The 18,723-nt window shown below is 66.0% G+C and carries 16 protein-coding genes; 6 read left to right on the top strand and 10 right to left on the bottom strand.

Features of this window, described 5'->3' with window-relative positions:
* Nucleotides 1-33: 33 nt before the first annotated feature.
* From AC3WT0_RS09370 to AC3WT0_RS09385, 4 genes are all read right to left on the bottom strand, one after another.
* Nucleotides 34-429 carry a type II toxin-antitoxin system death-on-curing family toxin gene (locus tag AC3WT0_RS09370; RefSeq protein WP_492753246.1) on the bottom strand — a complete coding sequence of 132 codons (396 nt, stop codon included), beginning with the start codon at nucleotides 427-429 and terminating at the stop codon, nucleotides 34-36.
* The gene (locus tag AC3WT0_RS09375; protein WP_492753247.1) at nucleotides 426-653 is read right to left on the bottom strand and encodes an AbrB/MazE/SpoVT family DNA-binding domain-containing protein; all 228 of its coding nucleotides are present in this window, start codon (nucleotides 651-653) and stop codon (nucleotides 426-428) included. The genes AC3WT0_RS09370 and AC3WT0_RS09375 overlap by 4 nt, the downstream gene beginning before the upstream one ends.
* Before the next feature lie 112 nt (nucleotides 654-765).
* Complete coding sequence (gene clpA / locus AC3WT0_RS09380; RefSeq protein WP_492753248.1) at nucleotides 766-3,084, bottom strand: ATP-dependent Clp protease ATP-binding subunit ClpA; 2,319 nt, start codon at nucleotides 3,082-3,084, stop codon at nucleotides 766-768.
* A 101-nt stretch (nucleotides 3,085-3,185) separates the two neighbouring features.
* Nucleotides 3,186-3,383: a DUF1192 domain-containing protein gene (locus AC3WT0_RS09385; RefSeq protein ID WP_492753322.1), complete on the bottom strand. Its 198-nt coding sequence runs from the start codon at nucleotides 3,381-3,383 to the stop codon at nucleotides 3,186-3,188.
* A gap of 67 nt (nucleotides 3,384-3,450) precedes the next feature.
* Between AC3WT0_RS09385 and AC3WT0_RS09390 the strand changes: the two genes are divergently transcribed.
* From AC3WT0_RS09390 to AC3WT0_RS09405, 4 genes are all read left to right on the top strand, one after another.
* The gene (locus AC3WT0_RS09390) at nucleotides 3,451-4,452 is read left to right on the top strand and encodes an NAD(P)H-quinone oxidoreductase (protein WP_492753249.1); all 1,002 of its coding nucleotides are present in this window, start codon (nucleotides 3,451-3,453) and stop codon (nucleotides 4,450-4,452) included.
* Between the two features lie 5 nt (nucleotides 4,453-4,457).
* A complete protein-coding gene (locus AC3WT0_RS09395) occupies nucleotides 4,458-7,259 on the top strand; it encodes a TonB-dependent receptor (protein ID WP_492753250.1) in 2,802 nt (933 codons plus the stop codon).
* A gap of 122 nt (nucleotides 7,260-7,381) precedes the next feature.
* Nucleotides 7,382-8,023 carry a PilZ domain-containing protein gene (locus tag AC3WT0_RS09400; RefSeq protein ID WP_492753251.1) on the top strand — a complete coding sequence of 214 codons (642 nt, stop codon included), beginning with the start codon at nucleotides 7,382-7,384 and terminating at the stop codon, nucleotides 8,021-8,023.
* A 70-nt stretch (nucleotides 8,024-8,093) separates the two neighbouring features.
* A complete protein-coding gene (locus AC3WT0_RS09405; RefSeq protein ID WP_492753252.1) occupies nucleotides 8,094-8,672 on the top strand; it encodes a nitroreductase family protein in 579 nt (192 codons plus the stop codon).
* Between the two features lie 150 nt (nucleotides 8,673-8,822).
* On the opposite strand, the gene AC3WT0_RS09410 is transcribed toward AC3WT0_RS09405, so the two are convergent.
* The 6 genes from AC3WT0_RS09410 to AC3WT0_RS09435 all read right to left on the bottom strand — a co-directional run bounded on the left by AC3WT0_RS09410 (nucleotide 8,823) and on the right by AC3WT0_RS09435 (nucleotide 16,240).
* Nucleotides 8,823-10,328: a S10 family peptidase gene (locus AC3WT0_RS09410; RefSeq protein WP_492753253.1), complete on the bottom strand. Its 1,506-nt coding sequence runs from the start codon at nucleotides 10,326-10,328 to the stop codon at nucleotides 8,823-8,825.
* 114 nt (nucleotides 10,329-10,442) lie between these two features.
* Nucleotides 10,443-12,923: a PhoX family protein gene (locus AC3WT0_RS09415; RefSeq protein ID WP_492753254.1), complete on the bottom strand. Its 2,481-nt coding sequence runs from the start codon at nucleotides 12,921-12,923 to the stop codon at nucleotides 10,443-10,445.
* A gap of 181 nt (nucleotides 12,924-13,104) precedes the next feature.
* On the bottom strand, nucleotides 13,105-13,656 hold the full coding sequence (rpsI, locus tag AC3WT0_RS09420; protein ID WP_492753255.1) for a 30S ribosomal protein S9: 552 nt from the start codon (nucleotides 13,654-13,656) through the stop codon (nucleotides 13,105-13,107).
* Nucleotides 13,656-14,135 (bottom strand): 50S ribosomal protein L13, encoded by a 480-nt coding sequence (rplM, locus tag AC3WT0_RS09425; protein WP_492753256.1) that lies wholly within the window; start codon nucleotides 14,133-14,135, stop codon nucleotides 13,656-13,658. The genes rpsI and rplM overlap by 1 nt, the downstream gene beginning before the upstream one ends.
* A gap of 255 nt (nucleotides 14,136-14,390) precedes the next feature.
* On the bottom strand, nucleotides 14,391-15,191 hold the full coding sequence (locus tag AC3WT0_RS09430; RefSeq protein ID WP_492753257.1) for a hypothetical protein: 801 nt from the start codon (nucleotides 15,189-15,191) through the stop codon (nucleotides 14,391-14,393).
* Nucleotides 15,188-16,240 (bottom strand): COX15/CtaA family protein, encoded by a 1,053-nt coding sequence (locus tag AC3WT0_RS09435; protein WP_492753258.1) that lies wholly within the window; start codon nucleotides 16,238-16,240, stop codon nucleotides 15,188-15,190. The genes AC3WT0_RS09430 and AC3WT0_RS09435 overlap by 4 nt, the downstream gene beginning before the upstream one ends.
* 167 nt (nucleotides 16,241-16,407) lie before the next feature.
* Here AC3WT0_RS09435 and AC3WT0_RS09440 point away from each other — a divergent pair, with 167 nt between their 5' ends.
* On the top strand, nucleotides 16,408-17,604 hold the full coding sequence (locus tag AC3WT0_RS09440; protein ID WP_492753259.1) for an aspartate aminotransferase family protein: 1,197 nt from the start codon (nucleotides 16,408-16,410) through the stop codon (nucleotides 17,602-17,604).
* A 91-nt stretch (nucleotides 17,605-17,695) separates the two neighbouring features.
* Complete coding sequence (gene argF / locus AC3WT0_RS09445; RefSeq protein WP_492753260.1) at nucleotides 17,696-18,637, top strand: ornithine carbamoyltransferase; 942 nt, start codon at nucleotides 17,696-17,698, stop codon at nucleotides 18,635-18,637.
* Nucleotides 18,638-18,723: the final 86 nt, after the last annotated feature.

Here is an 18,723-nt window from a genome sequence, read left to right on the forward strand (position 1 = left end):
CATGGCACAGCGGCAGGCATGCCGCATGCCCGATCAGCCGATCCGTGTCCTGAACCAGTCGGCCATTTCGACTTCGCTTAGCTCGCCGGCGGCGAGGGTGAGCATCGCGCGGATCGCATCTTCCTTCGCAAAGCCCAGCCGATGCTCGTTGAGCGCCAGGAACAATCGTGCCAGCACCCATGCAGTGCGTTTGTTGCCATCGACGAAGGGATGGTTGCGCGCGATACCATAAGCATAGGCGGCCGCAAGTGTTGCCGGATCGTCGTCGCCATAGCCACAGCGATTGATCGGTCGCGCCAGCGCCGATTCAAGCAGACCAGCATCGCGAATGCCCGATCCGCCGCCATGCTCCGCAATCTGTCGCGCATGGACTGCGACTGCGTCGGCGATCGTCAGCCATGCCGGCTCGTCACGCGTTTCGCCGCTCACTGGGCGAGGACGTGCAGAATATCCCTATCCTCACGCATGATCTGCTCCGCGAGCGCCATGCGCTTCTCGAAATCAGGGCTCGATGCCGTGACGGTAAACCCCTCGGGCCGCTCGGTCAGATACAGGCTGTCGCCAAGCCCGACGCGCAGGCGTGCGAGCACTTCCTTGGGCAGGATCACCCCGGCGCTGTTGCCGATCTTCACGATTTTGAGCGGCTTGTTCATACGTACGTTATAACATTGGTTCGATGTATTTTCAACGCGCGGCATCGAACCGGTCGGTTTGCGCCGAGCCCCAAATGGGCCGGGCGGAACTTTCGTCCCGCCCTACCTTGGTTCAAGCCTTGACCTGCGCCTTGGCGGTGCCGCCCTTCTTGCGCGGCTTCTTCGGCGCGGCGGGTGTGATCTCGAAGGCGAGCGCGTCGTCCTTCAGATGCACCTTCACTTCGCCGCCATGGACGAGCTTGCCGAACAGCAGTTCCTCGGCCAGCGGCTGCTTGACCTTCTCCTGGATGAGGCGGCCCATCGGGCGCGCGCCATAGAGCTTGTCATAGCCGCGCTGCGTGAGCCACGCCTTGGCATCGTCGTCGAGCGTGATGTGGACTTCGCGGTCGGCGAGCTGCAGTTCGAGCTGGAGGATGAATTTCTCGACCACGCGCGCCACGACTTCGGGCGGAAGATAGCCAAAGGGAACAATGGCATCGAGCCTGTTCCTGAATTCCGGCGTGAACATCTTCCGGACCGCTTCCTCATCCTCGCCCTCGCGGGTGACGTTGCCGAAGCCCAGTGCCTCGCGCGCCATGTCGGACGCGCCGGCATTGGTCGTCATGATCAGGATGATGTTGCGGAAATCGACCGTCTTGCCGTGGTGATCGGTCAGCTTCCCGTTGTCCATCACCTGCAGCAGGATGTTGAACAGGTCGGGATGCGCCTTCTCGATCTCGTCGAGCAGCAGCACCGAATGCGGGTTCTGGTCGACCGCATCGGTCAACAGACCGCCCTGATCGTAACCGACATAGCCCGGAGGCGCGCCGATCAGCCGCGAGACCGAGTGCCGCTCCATATATTCGCTCATGTCGAAGCGCTGGAGCGGAATGCCCATGATCGTCGCGAGCTGGCGGGCGACCTCGGTCTTGCCGACGCCGGTCGGGCCGGTGAACAGATAGTTGCCGATCGGCTTGTCGGGATCGCGCAGGCCGGCACGGCTGAGCTTGATCGCCGAGGCGAGCTTCTCGATCGCGAGATTCTGGCCGAACACGACGCGCTTCAGATCGGTCTCGAGCGTTTCCAGCGACTTCTTGTCGTCGGTCGAGACGGATTTCGGCGGGATGCGCGCCATCGTCGCGATCACGGCCTCGATCTCCTTGGGCGTGATCACCTTCTTGCGCTTCGAAGGCACGACCAGCATCTGCATCGCACCGACCTCGTCGATCACGTCGATCGCCTTGTCGGGCAGCTTGCGGTCGTTGATGTAGCGCGCGGACAGCTCCACCGCCGACTTGATCGCGTCGGGGGTGTATTTGACGCTGTGGTGGTTCTCGAAGGCCGAGCGCAACCCGGTCAGGATCTTCACCGTATCCTCGATCGACGGCTCGTTGACGTCGATCTTCTGGAAGCGGCGGAGCAGCGCGCGATCCTTCTCGAAATGGTTGCGGAACTCCTTGTAGGTGGTGGAGCCGATGCAACGGATCGATCCGCCCGACAAAGCGGGCTTAAGCAGGTTCGATGCGTCCATCGCACCGCCGCTGGTCGCGCCCGCGCCGATCACCGTGTGGATCTCGTCGATGAACAGGATGGCATGGGGCATCTTCTCCAGCTCGGAGACGACGGCCTTCAGCCTTTCCTCGAAATCGCCGCGATAGCGGGTGCCGGCGAGCAGCGCGCCCATGTCGAGCGAATAGATGACCGCGGGCTTGAGCACGTCGGGCACGTCGCCTTCGATGATCTTGCGCGCCAGGCCTTCCGCGATCGCCGTCTTGCCGACGCCCGGATCGCCTACATAGAGCGGGTTGTTCTTGGACCGGCGGCAGAGGATCTGGATGGTGCGGTCCACCTCGGCCGAACGCCCGATCAGGGGGTCGACCTTGCCTTCGCGCGCCTTCGCATTGAGATCGACGGTGAACTGCTTCAACGCGCTCTCGCTCTTCTGCTTGCCTTCGGCCTTGGCGGGCTTCTCCTCTTCCGCGCCTTTCACGTCGCGCGGCTCGGGGGCCTGTCCGCCCTTGCCGACACCATGGCTGATGAAGCTGACGGCGTCGAGGCGGCTCATGTCCTGCTGCTGCAGGAAATAGACGGCATAGCTTTCGCGTTCGCTGAACAGCGCGACGAGCACATTGGCGCCTGTCACCTCGTCGCGGCCCGAGGACTGGACGTGGAGGATCGCGCGCTGGACGACGCGCTGGAAGCCCGAGGTGGGCGAGGGATCGGTCTCGCCCTCGACGCGCAGCGCTTCCAGCTCGGTGTCGAGATAGGTGGTCACCGCTTCGCGCAGCTCGTTCAGGTCGACACCGCAGGCGACCATCACCTTCGATGCGTCGCCATCGTCGATCAACGCGAGCAGGAGGTGCTCGAGCGTCGCATATTCGTGGCGCCGGCCCGAGGCCTGGGTCAGCGCCCGGTGCAAAGTGGCTTCGAGAGTGGGGGCAAAGGATGGCATTCAGTTCACTCCAGGGGGTCGGCCGTGCGGCGGACCCTGTCGACCCTCTATGTCGGTAGTCGGGGCGCGTGCATCAAGGATGGTCCCGATCATCGCCCCGCCTATCGCTTGAATAGGGCATCGGCGCTTGCTCGATGGTTAACCGCGCCTTCGCGTTTCGCGCGGGTACGCGCGATCTCCGCCTCGAGCGCGATGATGCGCCCGTCCAGCTCGGCAACGGACAGGGGATCCAGATCCTGCCGGGCAAGCAGCAGCAGGGGATCGTCGGGACGCCGGGATGAAATGTCGTCCATGTCCATATGCGGAGCGTTGACCCGATCGCCCTGCATGTCAATAACGCGGCCGCCGGCTTTCTGGGGATTAATCATGCATTCGCTGCCGACGACGATGATCGCGATCGACCCCGAAGCGCCCGGCGGGCCGGAGGTTCTCAAAGCCGTCGAACGGCCTGTCCCGCGCCCCGGCACCGGCGAGGTGCTGATCAAGGTCGCGGCGGCCGGGGTCAACCGGCCCGACATCGCGCAGCGGCGCGGCGTCTATCCCCCGCCGCCCGGCGCATCGTCGATCCTGGGCCTCGAGGTCGCGGGAACGGTCGTCGATCGCGGCGAGGGCGTCGATGCGCTGGCGATCGGGGAAGCTGTGTGCGCGCTCGTCACCGGGGGCGGCTACGCCCAATATGTCGCGGTGCCCGCTGGCCAGTGCCTGCCCGTGCCGCCCGCGCTGTCGATGATCGAGGCAGCGGCGCTGCCCGAGACGCTTTTCACCGTGTGGACCAATCTTTTCGAGCGCGCCTATGCGGTCGATGGCGACACGGTGCTCGTCCATGGCGGCACCAGTGGGATCGGTACGATGACGATCCTGCTCGGTAAGCTGTTCGGCCTGATCGTGATCGTCACGTGCGGCGACGACGGGAAATGCGCGCGCGCGATCGAGATCGGCGCGGCGCATGCGATCAACTACAACAGCCATGATTTCGTCGAGGAGGTGAAGCGCCTCACCGATGGGCGCGGCGTCAACGCGGTGCTCGACATGGTCGGCGGCGATTATCTGCCGCGCAATCTTGCCTGCCTCGCCGAGGAGGGGCGTCACGTCTCGATCGCGGTGCAGCGCGGGATCGAGGCGACCTTCTCGATCTGGGAAGTGATGCGCCGCCGCCTGACTCTCTCCGGATCGACGCTCCGGCCGCGCTCGGTCCAGTTCAAGACGTTGGTGGCGGAAGAAATTCGCCGCGAAGTATGGCCGCATGTCGAGGCGGGACGCCTGCGGCCGATCATCGATTCGGTCTTCAGCTTAGAGAAAGCATCGGACGCTCATAGCCGGCTCGAAGGGCCGGGGCATGTCGGCAAGACCGTTCTAACAATCGAGTGACCGTCATGAAGGGTGAATTTTACAGCCGCTCGCTTGCGGCCTGGCTCCTTGTGGGCGCTGCGTCGCCGGCATTGCGTGCGCAGGACGCGCCGCAGCCCACGCCACCTCAGCCGCAGCAGGAGCATGGCGGCAATGCCCTGGCCGGCGGCGAGGATGAAGAGGATATCGTCGTCACCGGCCAGCGCCAGCGCGGCTCGGTGATCGGCGACATTCAGCCCGAATTGACGCTGAATGCCGGTGACGTGCGCGCCTATGGCGTCAGCAGCATCAGCGATCTGCTCGACGAACTCGGCCCGCAGATTCGTAGTGATCAGGGCAGCGGCGGCGCACCCGTGGTGCTGCTCAACGGGCGGCGCATCTCGGGCTTCTCGGAAATCCGCGATCTGCCGACCGAGGCGATCCAGCGCGTCGAGATCCTTCCCGAGGAAGTCGCGCTCAAATATGGCTATGCGCCTGACCAGAAGGTCGTGAACATCGTGCTCCGTCGCCGCTTCCGCGCGGTGACCGCTGAGGCGAACGGCAGCACGACGACCGAGGGCGGGGGCGGCACCGGCGGCGGCGATGCGGGCATCTTCCACATCCGCAACGACAATCGGCTGCAGTTGACGGTCAAATACAGCCAGACCGCGTCGCTCAAGGAAAGCCAGCGCAACCTCATCTCGCGCCCGATCGACGCGCCTTACAACTTCACTGGCAATATCGGCGCGGGGCCGAACAGCACGACAGGCGAGATCGATCCGGCGCTGAGCGCGCTCGTCGGCTATCCGGTCACCGTCGCCGGCGTGCCGGTATCGGCCGCGACGACCGCGCCGACGCTCGGCGCTTTCGCGGCGACCGCCAATGATCCCAACGAGACCGATCTCACGCGCTACCGCACGCTGCAGCCGTCGAGCCAGAGCTTCTCGGTCAACACCGTCCTCACGCGGCCGGTGTCGGGTAACATCAACGCGACGGTGAACGCCAGCTTCGGCCTTACCTCCAGCGATTCTCTCAACGGGCTTCCGGGCGCCGCGCTGGTGCTGCCGACGGGCAATCCCTTCTCGCCCTTCACCACCGATACGACGCTCTATCGCTATCCGGCCGGCCTGATGCCGCTGTCGCAAAGCGTCGAGGGGCAGACCGGGCATCTCGGCGTCACGCTCAACGGCATGGTCAGCTCGTGGCAATGGACGCTGACCGGCACCTATGACTATGCCGCCTCGCGCACGATCACGCAGCGCGGGCTCGACACCACGGCGATACAGTCGCTGCTCGACGCCAATGATCCGGATTTTAATCCGTTCGCGGCGCTGCCGCTGGGGCTGATCGACGGGCTCCCCGCCGATCGCGCGCGATCGACGTCGAACAGCGGTGATGTCACCCTCACTGCCAGCGGTTCGCTGGTCAAGCTGCCGGCGGGCGACATCTCGACCACGATCAAGGTCAGCGGCGACGCGCTCGGCCTCGATTCGCACAGCTTCCGGGGCGGCGTCGCGACGGCCGGCGACGTGTCGCGCCAGACCGGATCGGGCCAGATCAACTTCGATCTGCCGGTCGCCAGCCGGCGCAAGGGCTTCCTCTCCGTCCTCGGCGAGCTGACGCTCAACGGCAATGCCGCCGTCCAGCAGCTCTCCGATTTCGGCACGCTCACCACCTATGGCTATGGCCTCAACTGGCGCCCGGTGACGCCGCTCAGCTTCATCGTTTCGGTGACCGACACCGATGGCGCGCCGACGGTCAATCAGCTTGGCGATCCGACGGTGGTCACGCCCGGCGTGCGCGTGTTCGATTATGTGCGCGGCACCACGGTCGACGTGACGCAGGTCACCGGCGGCAATCCCGATCTGCTCGCCAGCAATCGCCACGTCATGAAACTGGGGCTCAACTACAAGCCCTTCACCAAGACCGATCTGACGCTGACCGCGAGCTTCATCAAGACGCGGATTCGCAACCAGAGCGCGTCGCTGCCCGCGGCGACGGCGGCGATCGAGGCCGCTTTCCCCGATCGCTTCATCCGCGACGAGGATGGCGATCTGGTCCGCGTCGACTCGCGCCCGGTCAATTTCGCCCGCGCGAACAGCAGCGAGCTGCGCTGGGGCTTCAACTTCTCCAAGCCGATCAAGACCTCGCAAAAGGTCGTGGACGCGATGCGCGATTTCTTTCGTGAACGTCGTGAGGCGATGCAGGGCGCTGGCGGGCCGCCACCCGGTCAGGGCGGGCCGCCTCCTGGTGAAGGTGGCCCGCCTCCGGGCGGCGGTGCCGGCGCAGGCGGCGGGCGTGGTCCTGGCGGCGGTCCCGGCGGCCCGGGCGGCGGTCCGTTCGGCGGCGGCGGCGGGCGAGGCGGTGGCGGTGGCCGGCTGCAATTCTCGCTCTACCATACATGGCATTTCACCGATGAAGTGCTGATCCGCGACGGCCTGCCGGTCATCGATCTGCTCAATGGCGGCACGATCGGCGCGCGCGGCGGCCAGTCGCGCCACGAGCTCGAGGCGGTGGGTGGCTATTCGAAGAATGGCTGGGGCCTGCGCCTCACCGGCAACTGGCAAAGCGCGACGACGGTGCGCGACGGCACGTCGACCGGCGATCTCCATTTCTCCGATCTGGCGACTGCGAATCTGCGTTTCTTCATCAATCTCGGGCAGGTGCCGTCGCTGGTGCGCAAGCCCTGGGCGCAAGGCACGCGGATCACGCTGTCGGTCAACAATCTGCTCGATACGCGGATGAAGGTGCGCGATGCGACCGGGGCGATCCCGATCAGCTACCAGCCGGCCTATCTCGATCCGCTCGGCCGCACCGTAAAATTGAGCATCAGAAAGTTGTTCTTCTGATTCCGGCGAAGAAAATTGAAGTTAATAGTAGAATAACCATAAATTTATTACATTTTTGACATTTGATACGTGCTAGTTTGCCTTTCGGTCGTGCGGGTGGGCGCCCGGAGGAGACGCAGGACATGATTAGAGAGGACAGGTCGCAGGGAGGACTTATTCTCGGTCAAGCCGCTGACAGGGAACGCAGAAGCGGGCATCGGCACGTCAAGGTTCTGAAGGTCGCCAAGCTGATCTTCGGTGCGCGGGAAGAATTGTGCATCGTCCGCGATATTTCGAGCGGCGGCCTCAAGGCCGAGATTTATTACCCGCTCGAAGTCGGCGATCGCATCACGGTCGAATTGAACGAAGGCAATCCGGTGGCCGGACAGGTGGTCTGGCGCGCCGACAATCTGGTCGGCATGTCCTTCGACCGGTCCGTTTCCGTGATCTCCATCATCGCCCACCGCACGCTCGATCGCCTCGGCCGCAAGGTCCGCAGCCCGCGCCTCACGGCGGATTTTCCGGCGGCGATCCTCAACGAGAGCGGCGAGCGCCAGGTCCATGTGCGCGATGTGTCGCAGGCGGGCTTCAAGGCGCTGGTCGATCGGCCGCTGCCGCTCGGCAATCTTTGCGAGGTGCGGCTTCCGGGCCTCGCCCCCCGGCGCGCCTTCGTGCGCTGGAATCGCAACGGTCATGCCGGACTGCAGTTCGCGCTGCCGATGACCTATCCCGAATTCACCGGCTGGCGACGCCAGCTCGCGGAATATGAAGGGCATCCGGGCTGATCGACGAAGCGGTCGACCTGATCGCGGCGCCGCGCTATCGGCGGCGCGCACCGCAAGATCAGGGAATGACATGCTGAACGATCTGAGCAGCCCGCTCGCGCTTCTCGAAACCCGCCGCTCCGGCAAGCCGCGCGACATGATCGCGCCGGGGCCGACGCCCGATCAGCTCGATCGCATGCTGCGCATCGCCGCGCGCGTCCCCGATCATGGTAAGCTCGCGCCCTGGCGCTTCGTGGTGATCGAGGATCGCGACGCCTTCGCCCAGCTTCTCGCGCGCGCCTATGCCGAGGACCGCCCCGATGCGGGCGCGCTCGAGCGCAAGGCCAATGAGGAGTTCGCGCGACAGGCGCCGCTGCTGATCGCCGTGCTGTCGACGCCGGTCGCGGGCAGCAAGATTCCGCTCTCCGAACAGCGCCAGTCCGCCTCGGTCGCGGCCTATAATCTGGAGCTTGCTGCGACCGCGCTTGGCTATGTCTCGGGCTGGCTCACCGGCTGGGCGGCTTCCTCCCCCACGATCCTGCGCGCGCTCGGCGCGACGGGGGAGGGTGACGAGATTGCCGGTTTCGTCTTCATCGGAACGCCGGGCCGCCCGCCTGAGGAACGCCCGCGCCCGGCGATCGAGGGTGTCGTCCGCCACTGGCCGGATTGAGGGTTTGATCCACTGACGTGGATGCGGCGCCGGCCCGCTCCCCCACCCGGTCCCCCAACGACGGTATCGTGAATGGGAGGCCGGGTGGGGGAGCGGGCCGGCGCCGTATCTGATCCAGCTTTGCTGGATCAGACTATAAGCAACCGAACCTCAGTTCGCGCCGAACAGCTTCATCGCGTCGCGCCGGAACGCCGCCGAGCTGTCGGTGCGCGCATAGAACATATGCCCGCCGGGATAGAGGCTGATCTTGACGCGATCTGCCTGACCGAAGCTCGGCATCTGCGCGATGACCAGCTTCGACGTCATGAACGGGCAGGACAGGTCGTCCCAGCCGTGGACGATCAGCACGCCCATCTTGGGATCGTTGGCGATCGCCTTGCGCAGGTCGGTGACGGAGGTGTCGCTGTTGTCGCGGTCCCACAGGCGATTCACATTGTAGGACAGGGCCTCATAGTGCCAACTCGCCTTCCAGCCGACCTGATTGGTGATGAAATCCACTGCTGCGCTGGTCGTCGGCCCCATGATGCCGTCGAGCAGCGGATCGCCGTAATTTGAATCGGCCGATGCCGGGAAGGGGTCATAGGCCGTCACGTTCGAATCATAGACGCTGCCGATCTGCCCGGTGCCGCGATGGATCTCGCGCAGATAGGTGCGGATATCGATGCGGCCGTCCATGCGGCGGACGAGCGTGGGGTCGAGCCCGATATAGGACGCGACCTTGCCCGAGAGCCGGTCGGTCGCTTCCTTATCCGATGCCCCCTTCAGGAAGTCGGTGACGAACTCGCCGCGCGCATAGGCCTCGACATCGGCCATGTTCGCGGCGTTGAGCTTGCCCTGACGCTCGAGATAACCCGCCGCCATCGAGGGCAGGTTGATCGCCCAGGGCAGGGGCGAGAGCGCAGTCTCGTCGCCGATCGCGGCGGGATCGAGATAGGGCGACACCATCACGATGCCGTTCACGCCCACGCCCGTGCGCGCCTGCAGATAATAAGCGAGGCGCGGCACGCGGTAGCCACCATAGCTTTCGCCGACCAGATATTTGCGGCTCGTCAGGCGGCCATATTTGACCAGCCAGTCGTAGACGGTGTTGCTGAGATATTCGATGTCCTGCTTCGATCCGTAGAAGGCCTTCTTGGTCTCGGCCTCGTCGACCAGACTGCGCGAGAAGCCGGTGCCGATGGGGTCGATGAAGACGAGATCGGTGAAGTCGAGCCAGGTGCCCGGATTGTCGCGGAGCACCGCGCTGTCGGACGGGCTGTCGCCCGCCGCGCCGAAGGGCACGCGCTTCGGCCCGATCGCGCCGAGGTTGAGATAGACCGAAGCCGCGCCCGGCCCGCCGTTGAAGGCGAAGGTCACCGGCCGCGCGGTCGGCGCGCCGGGCACCGTATAGGCGGTATAGACGACCTCGCCGATCGCCTTGCCCTTGGCGTCGCGCACTGTGATGTGGCCGACGGTCGCCTTGTAGCGGATCAGCTTGCCGCCGACCGTCACCGTCTGGTCGATCGACTTGTCTTCCGACATGGGCGGCAGGTCGCTGTCGGATTTCGCGGCGGCGGGTTTCGCCTCTTCCTTCGCCGGCTTGTCGGCGGCGGGTGCCGCGACGGCGGCGAAGGCGAGGGTGGAGGCGAAGGCGATCGAGGCAAGCAGGCGGACCATGGGCAACTCCGGTCGAGATGAAGCCGCCGGGTTAGCGCGCCGCCGATGCGCCGTCGAGGCGTAACGAAAAAGGGGCGGCGCATGGCACCGCCCCTTCGTCTCGCTGATCGGGGATCAGAGGCCGATGACGCCGCCGTCGGCCTTGGTAATCACGATCGTGGCCGAGCGCGGACGCTGCGTCGAAGCGCCGGTCTGCGAATAGGGCCAGTTGCTCGTGATATTGGTCGGGGTGCCGTTCTCGCCCGGATGCTGGATGTTGACGAACAGCGCGCGGCCGTCCGGCGTCGTGTCGATGCCGGTGATCTCGCACTCCTTGGGGCCGACGAGGAAGCGGCGGAGCTGCGTGCCCGGCGCCTTGCCGACGATCGTTGCCTGCGTGCGCGTCGTGACCCCGTCGGAACCAGTGTTGGTGATTGTCCGTGCGCCGCCGTCGCCCACCGTGCCCGGCATGCCGCAGAGCAGCATGCAGTTGGTCACGTCGGTATAGGCGCCGTCGTCGGTCTCGATCCACAGCAGCGGGTTCACGAGGCCGCCGGGGTTGGTCGTGCGGCTGAACCACAGGCCGTCGGGGCTCGACAGGTCGTTGGTCGCATCGAGGCCCGACAGGTTGATGTTGGTCGCGTCGAGGTCGGCCCCGGCGCCGAACAGGTAGATGTCCCATTTGAAGCTGGTCGCTTCGGTCGTGTCGCCATCCTCGCGCAGGCGGATGATGTGGCCGTTGGGGTTGCCGCGCTGCGCGCTCGTGCCCTTCGGGTCGTTATAGTAGCGCGGATTGGCCGCGTCGGTGTTGGCCAGCGTCCGCGTCGAGTTGTTGGTCAGCGTCAGGTACATCTCGCCGGTCTTGGGGTTGACCGCGGTCCATTCGGGCCGGTCCATCTTGGTCGCGCCCAGCACGTCGCCGGCAAGGCGGGCATTGGCCAGCACGTCGGCCTGATCGGCGAAGGGATAGACGGTCGAGCTGCTCGTCAAGCCGTTCTGGCCGAAGATCAGCGGCAGCCACTGGCCGCTGCCGTCGGCATTGAACTTCGCGACATAAAGCGTGCCGGTATCGAGATATTTGTCACCGATCGCGAGGCGATCGGTGGCATTCGCATCGGCGGCGACCCAGGGCGTCGCCGAGACGAACTTGAAGAGATATTCGTTGGTCGCGTCGTCGCCCATGTAGAAAGCGGGCTTGCGGCCGACGACCATGTTGCCCGGGCAGCAGCCTTCGTGGTTCATGCGGCCCAGCGCCGTGCGCTTGCGCGGGGTCGAGGCCGGATTATACGGGTCGATCTCGACCACCCAGCCATATTGGTTGATCTCGTTGCGGAAGTCGCCGGTGCCGTCGGCGGCCTTGGTCGCGTCGGCGGTGACGTTGAACTTGGCGAAGCGCGTGTCGCCGGCGTCGACCGGAGTCGCCGTCGTCCAGCCATAGTTGCCGGCGCGCGCGCCGCTCGCGCCATAGCGGTTGAGCGAAGTTACCGACTTGGCGTTGCCCGATGCAGTGCGCACCGCATCGTCGCCCGCGTCGCGGCGGAAATAGCCGACCCAGTTTTCCTCGCAGGTCGCGTAGGTGCCCCAGGGCAGATAGCCGTTGGCGCAGTTGTTGATCGTGCCGCGCCCCGTCTCGCCCGCCGGCGAATAGGCGGTCTTCATCAGCGCATGGCCGCGCAGCGGGCCGTTGATCGCCATCGGCGTGAACGGATTGATCCGGCGATTGAGCGCCGAATTCTGGACATAGGCCCAGCTGCCCGAGGCGGCGCGCCCCACTTCGATCGCGCTGATGCCGTGCGCCATCATTTCCTTCAGCACTTCGGCGACGGGGCGCTGGCCGCTGGTCGTCGTCGGGCCGTTCACGTGCAGGTAGCGCTGGGTGATGTTCTCGTGATTCATTACTAGCACGCCGCGGCTGCTGTTGCTCAGGTCGGGCGTGTTGCCGGTGGCGGCGAGGCCGAAGAAGGACATGCCGTCATGATGGTCGCCCGCGCGGAACTCGAAGCTCGCGTCGCTGCCGTCATTGGCATAGGCGCTGGTCGCCGCGTTGATCGGATCGCCGAGGCGATAGAGGACGGTAACGTTGTAGCCGGTCGGCACCGTCACGACGTCGTTGAGGTTCTTGGCGACCGCCGTGAAGTTGAGCGCGGCAGGCGAAACGGTGACGGTGGTCTGCGACGATGCGGTCTTGCCGGCGCTGTCGGTCGCGGTGAAGCTGAAGACCAGCGGGGTCGGCGCGCTCACGCTCGGCGCGATGAAGCTCGCGCTGATCTGGTTGGCGTTGGTCAGCGTGACGGCGGGGCCGGAAACCTGCGCCCAGGCGAAGCTGGCGATCGATCCGCCGGTGCTGCTCGCGACGCCGCTCAGCGTCACCGGACGGCCCGAATTGGCGGTGCCGTCCTGCCCGGCGTTGACGATGACGCCCTCGTCGGGGCCCTTGCCGTTGCTGTCGTCGCACGCAACCAGCGCGAAGCCGCCCAGCGAAAGCGCGGCAGTGGCCTTGGCGGCGCTGAACAGCGCGGCGCGGCGCGAGTAGCGCGCGTCGATGATGCTGGTGATCGTCGGATTGTCCGAACGGTTGGTGTCGATGTCGCCGTCGGTATAGGTCAGCTCGGTCACGTGAATCCCCCGCGATATGGATTGTCCATGCGGCGGGTAGCGGCGGTGCATGACGGAAAGATGCACCGGCGAAGTCAGATTGATGACATTGCGACACCAAAGAAAAAGGGGCGGCCCCGCCATCGGGACCGCCCCATTTTCGTATCGCTGCGAACGCCCCGGTGCGAGCGTTCCGGCAGGATCAGCGCTTCGAGAACTGGAAGCTGCGGCGGGCCTTCGCCTTGCCGTACTTCTTGCGCTCGACCGCGCGGCTGTCGCGGGTCAGGAAGCCCGCAGCCTTCACCGGCGCGCGCAGCACCGGCTCGAAGCGGGTCAGCGCCTGGCTGATGCCGTGCTTGACCGCGCCGGCCTGACCCGAGAGGCCGCCGCCCTTGACGGTGGCGACGACGTCATACTGGCCCTCGCGCTCGGCGACCGAGAAGGGCTGGTTGATGACGAGGCGCAGCGTCGGACGCGCGAAGTAGATTTCCTGGTCGCGGCCGTTGATCGTGACCTTGCCGGTGCCGGGCTTGATCCACACGCGGGCGACGGCATCCTTGCGGCGGCCGGTGGCGTAGGCGCGGCCCTGCGCATCGACCTGCTTCTCGCGAAGCGGGGTGGTCGGGGCGGCAGGCTGAACGGGGGCCGAGACGATCACGTCTTCGCCCGCAGCAGCCGGAGCGGCGGTTGCGGCAACGACCGGCGCGCTGGTCAGCGCAGCGAGGTCGGACAGGGACTGGCGATTGTCGGACATTATGCGCCCACCTTGTTCTTGCGGTTCATCGAGGCGACGTCGAGCACCTCGGGGTTCTGGGCTTCGTGCGGATGCGCGGCGCCCGAGAAGATGCGCAGGTTGCGCATCTGCTGGCGGCCGAGCGGGCCGCGCGGGATCATGCGCTCGATCGCCTTCTCAAGCACGCGCTCGGGGAAACGACCCTCGAGAACCTTGCCCGCAGTGATTTCCTTCAGGCCGCCGGCATAGCCGGTGTGCTTGTAGTAGATCTTCTGCTTCAGCTTGTTGCCGGTGAAGCGGACCTTGTCAGCATTGATGATGATGACATTGTCGCCGCAGTCGATGTGCGGGGTGAAGCTCGGCTTGTGCTTGCCGCGCAGGATATTGGCGACAATCGACGCGAGCCGGCCGACGACCAGACCCTCTGCATCGATGAGATGCCATTTCTTTTCCACCTGAGCCGGGGTGATCGACTTGGTGGTCTTCATCAGAGCCTTCATGGCCTGTGACCTCGTTTCCTGAAAATAAACCGCGCCGCCCGTTTCCGGACGACGCTGATGGCGGCCTAATGCGGGGGAGGCCGGCGAAAGTCAAGCAAAAGCGCGCCATTGCTGACGGGTATCTTAATACCGCTTCCGCCAAGGCCCGTCATTGCGAGGAGGCGAAGCCGACGAAGCAATCCAGAAAGATGCCTGGCGTCGCACTGGATTGCCGCGCTCTGCTCGCAATGACGTTGAACGGGGAGGCGAGAAGCCTCACTCCCCCGAAGGCGTCAGCGTCCGCGTCTCGATCATCGTGCGCGTCAGGCTGCCCGGCCCGCTGTTCACGCGCGTGCGCACCGATTTCACCAGCAGCCCGGTGGTGCGCGATATGTCTGCCTCGACATGCTCGGTGACGGAGATCATCGCGCCGCTCGTCGGATCGGTGCGCGAATCGAGCACGAAATGGGCGATGTCGCCGTCGCTGCCGGTCAGCGTCTCGGACCCGCTGATCCGCGTCGGCCCGGCCGGGGCCTGGCTGAAGCTGACGGCTTCGCCGATCGGCGCGGTGATCGCGGCATGGTCGGTCAACTGGCGCGTATCCTCCATCAGCCGCGCCTTGCGCGCTTCGAGCGGGGCGTTCTCGACCGAGGCGATCAGCGCGCGGATGCCGGCCTTCTTCTCCGGGGTCGCGGCGGGGTCGCTTTCGGAAACGCGCATCCCGGTCTGGAAGCTCTCGACCATCCGCGCCCAGCTCCTGTCGAAATCGATGGGCTCGATGATCGCGCCGTTCGCCCCGACCTTGTAAGCGAAGGTGTAGCCCTTCAGCACCGCGACGCTGCTTTCAAACACCTGCTTGGGGTTGCCCGTCGCGTCGGTCGCATAGTCGGTCACGGTCATTTCCAACCGCTTGCCCGCGCCATCGGGCACGAAGCGCACCGACCAGACGACCGAGAAATGCCATTTACCCGCGCGGACTTCCTGCTCCTGCGCCTTCTCGTAGCGGAACGTCGTCGCCGGTGCGGCGAAGGGGATGGAGAGCGTGGCCGCCGCCGCGCCGAGCGCCAGCGCGATCATCGCGCGCTCCGCCCCAGCGCGTGCGCGGTGGCGACGCTCGCGCCCAGCAGCAGCGCCGCCACTGCCTGATGCGCGACCGCGATCTCGATCATCACTCCGCTCAGCAGCGTCGCGATGCCGAGCATTATCTGCAGCGCGAGCAGCCCCGCCACCGCGCGCGCTTGCGTCCGCGCGCCGCGCTTCGCCGCGCGCATCGTGAGCACGGCGAGCCCCGCCGCGGCCACGAAGGCGAGCCAGCGATGGACGAACTGCACCACGATCGGATTGTCGACGAGGTTGCGGAGCATCGGGCTCAGCATCGGCGTGTTCGCCGGGAACCAGGCGTCGCCCATCATCGGCCAGCTCGAAAAGGCATAGCCCGCGCGCAGCCCGGCGGTGAAGGCGCCGAACATGATCTGGCAGCCGAGCAGCCCCAGCGCGATGATCGCGACGCCGGTCAGCCGCGCCGGCTTTGCCCGACGGTCGCGCGCCAGCGCCTTCAGGTCGAGCGCGGTCCAGATCAGCGCCGAATAGATGAGCAGGGCGGTCATCAGGTGCACCGCCAGCCGGATATGGCTCACGTCCACGCGCCCGACGAGGCCCGATACCACCATCCACCAGCCGATCGCGCCCTGCAGCCCGCCGAGCGCGAGGATGCCGACCAGCCGCCAGCCAAAGCCCCGGGGGATCGCCCGCTTCGCCGCGAACCAGATCAGCGGCAGCGCAAAGGCGACGCCGATCAACCGCCCGAGCAGCCGGTGGACATATTCCCAGAAGAAGATCGCCTTGAACGCGGCCAGATCCATGCCGCGATTGACCGTCTGATATTCGGTCGTGCCCTTGTAATGCGCGAACTCGGCCTGCCACTGCGCGTCGTTGAGGGGCGGGATCGCGCCGGTCAGCGGCTTCCATTCGGCGATCGACAGCCCCGATTCGGTCAACCGCGTGATCCCGCCGACCACGACCATCAGGAAAACGAGCGCCGCCACCCACAAAAGCCAGTTGGAGATCGCGCGCGGGCGGGGCCGGGCGGGGGAGGCGGACTGGCTGAAACGGCGCGTGTCGGTCATGCGCCCGCGCCTATGCGCCTGCGCACGCGGGCGTGCAAGCATATGGCTCGGATCGTTGACCCTCGTCGCGCCGCCGCTTATACGCGGCGTCCGTCAGGGCGGCCGCCGGGGCCGCCTTTTTGCGTTCTGTCCGGAGCCTTTTCTCCAGCCTTTAAGGAGTGCCCGTAATGCCGATCACCCCGCTCATGCCCGTCTACCCGCGGTGCGGCGTGCGTCCGGTGCGAGGCGAGGGCGTCTATCTGATCGGCGAGCGCGGCGAACGCTATCTCGATTTCGCCGCCGGCATCGCGGTCAACGCGCTCGGCCACGGTCATCCGAAGCTGGTGAAGGCGATCGCGGATCAGGCCGCGACGCTGATGCACGTCTCCAATCTCTACGGCAGCCCGCAGGGCGAGAGCCTTGCCCGGCGCATCGTCGACATGAGCTTCGCCGATACGGTGTTCTTCACCAATTCGGGCGTCGAGGCGATCGAGTGCGCGATCAAGACCGCGCGCCGCTATCATTATGTCAGCGGCAACCCACAGCGTCACAAGCTGATCACCTTCAAGAACGCCTTCCATGGCCGTTCGATCGGTGCCATCTCGGCGACCGACCAGCCCAAGATGCGCGACGGGTTCGAACCGCTGCTGCCGGGCTTCGACTATGTGAAGTTCAACGATCTCGAAGGCGCGCTCGCCAAGATCGACGGCGAGACCGCCGGCTTCCTCGTCGAGACGGTGCAGGGCGAAGGCGGCATGACCGCCGGCACGCCCGAATTCATCCAGGGCCTGCGCAAGGCGTGCGACGAGCATGGCCTGCTGCTGATCCTCGACGAGATCCAGTGCGGCTATGGCCGCACCGGCAAGATGTGGGCCTATGAGCATTACGGCATCACGCCTGACATCATGACGGTGGCGAAGGGCATCGGCGGCGGCTTCCCGCTCGGCGCCTGCCTCGCCACTGAGGAAGCGGCCAAGGGCATGGTCGTCGGCACCCACGGCTCGACCTATGGCGGCAATCCGCTGGCGATGGCGGCGGGCGAAGCGGTGCTCGACGTGATGCAGGAACCCGGCTTCCTCGATCATGTCACCCGGATGGGCGATCGCCTGCGCGCCGCCTTCGAACAGCTCATCCCCAATCATGACGGGCTGTTCGACGAGATTCGCGGCAAGGGCCTGATGCTCGGCATCAAGATGAAGGAACCGGCGGTCAGCCGCGATTTCGTCGCGCATCTGCGCGACAATCACGGGCTGCTGACGGTGGCGGCGGGCGAGAATGTGTTCCGCGTCCTCCCGCCGCTGGTCATCGAGGAAAGCCACATCGCCGAATGCATCGAGCGCCTGTCCGAAGGCGCGCGGACCTACAAGCCGGCGGCTGCGGCCTGATGCGCCAGCGTCCGTTCGTCCCGAGCGAAGTCGAGGGACGTTCGGTGCCGGCATGTCTCGACTTCGCTCGACACGAACGGGGACTTAACAAGTGACGACCAGGCATTTCCTGAACCTCGCCGATGCGGGTGGCGATGCGCTCGCGGCGATGATCGCCGATGCGATCGATCGCAAGGCGGCGCGCGCGGGCTGGCCCAAGGGCAAGCCTGATGCCGACAAGCCGCTCGACGGCCGCGTGCTCGCGATGATCTTCGAGAAGAGCTCGACGCGCACGCGCGTGTCCTTCGACATGGCGATCCGCCAGCTCGGCGGGACCAGCATCGTCATGGATGCCGGATCGATGCAGCTCGGCCGCGGCGAGACGATTGCCGACACTGCGCGCGTGCTCAGCCGCTATGTCGATGCGATCATGATCCGCACCGACGATCATGCGAAGGTCGAGGAAATGGCGGCGCACGCCTCGGTGCCCGTGGTCAATGGCCTCACCGATCTGTCGCACCCCTGCCAGATCGTCGCCGATCTGCTGACCGTGGTCGAACGCGGCGTCCAGCTTCCCGGTTCGCGATGGGCGTGGCTGGGCGACGGCAACAACGTCCTCCACTCGATCGTCGAGGCGGCGGGATTGTTCGGCTTCTCGGTCGGCATCGGTTGTCCCGAGGGCTATGATCCCGATCCCGTCTTCATCGACGAGGCCAATCGCCGCCTCGCGGGCAGCAATGCCCGCGTCGCGATCGAGCGCGATCCGGCACGTGCCGCCGCCGATGCGGATATTGTCGTCACCGATACCTGGATATCGATGGGGCAGGCGCATGCCGAGGCCAAGCTGGCAGCGATGGCGCCCTATCAGGTCGGATCGGCGCTGATGGCCGAGGCGAAGGCGCAGGCGACCTTCCTCCACTGCCTCCCCGCGCATCGCGGCGAGGAAGTGACCGACGCGGTGATCGACGGGCCGCAATCGGCGATCTGGGACGAAGCGGAAAACCGCCTTCACGCCCAGAAATCGGTGCTGCTCTGGTGTTTCGGGCTGCTTTGAGGGTTGGGATCGGAATGGGTTTCCAACCCATTCCGGTCAGCACCGGCCCGCTCCCCCACCCGGCCTCCCATTTCAGGATACTGTCG

Source organism: Sphingomonas sp. EU05-FHT14C10 (assembly GCF_058790595.1).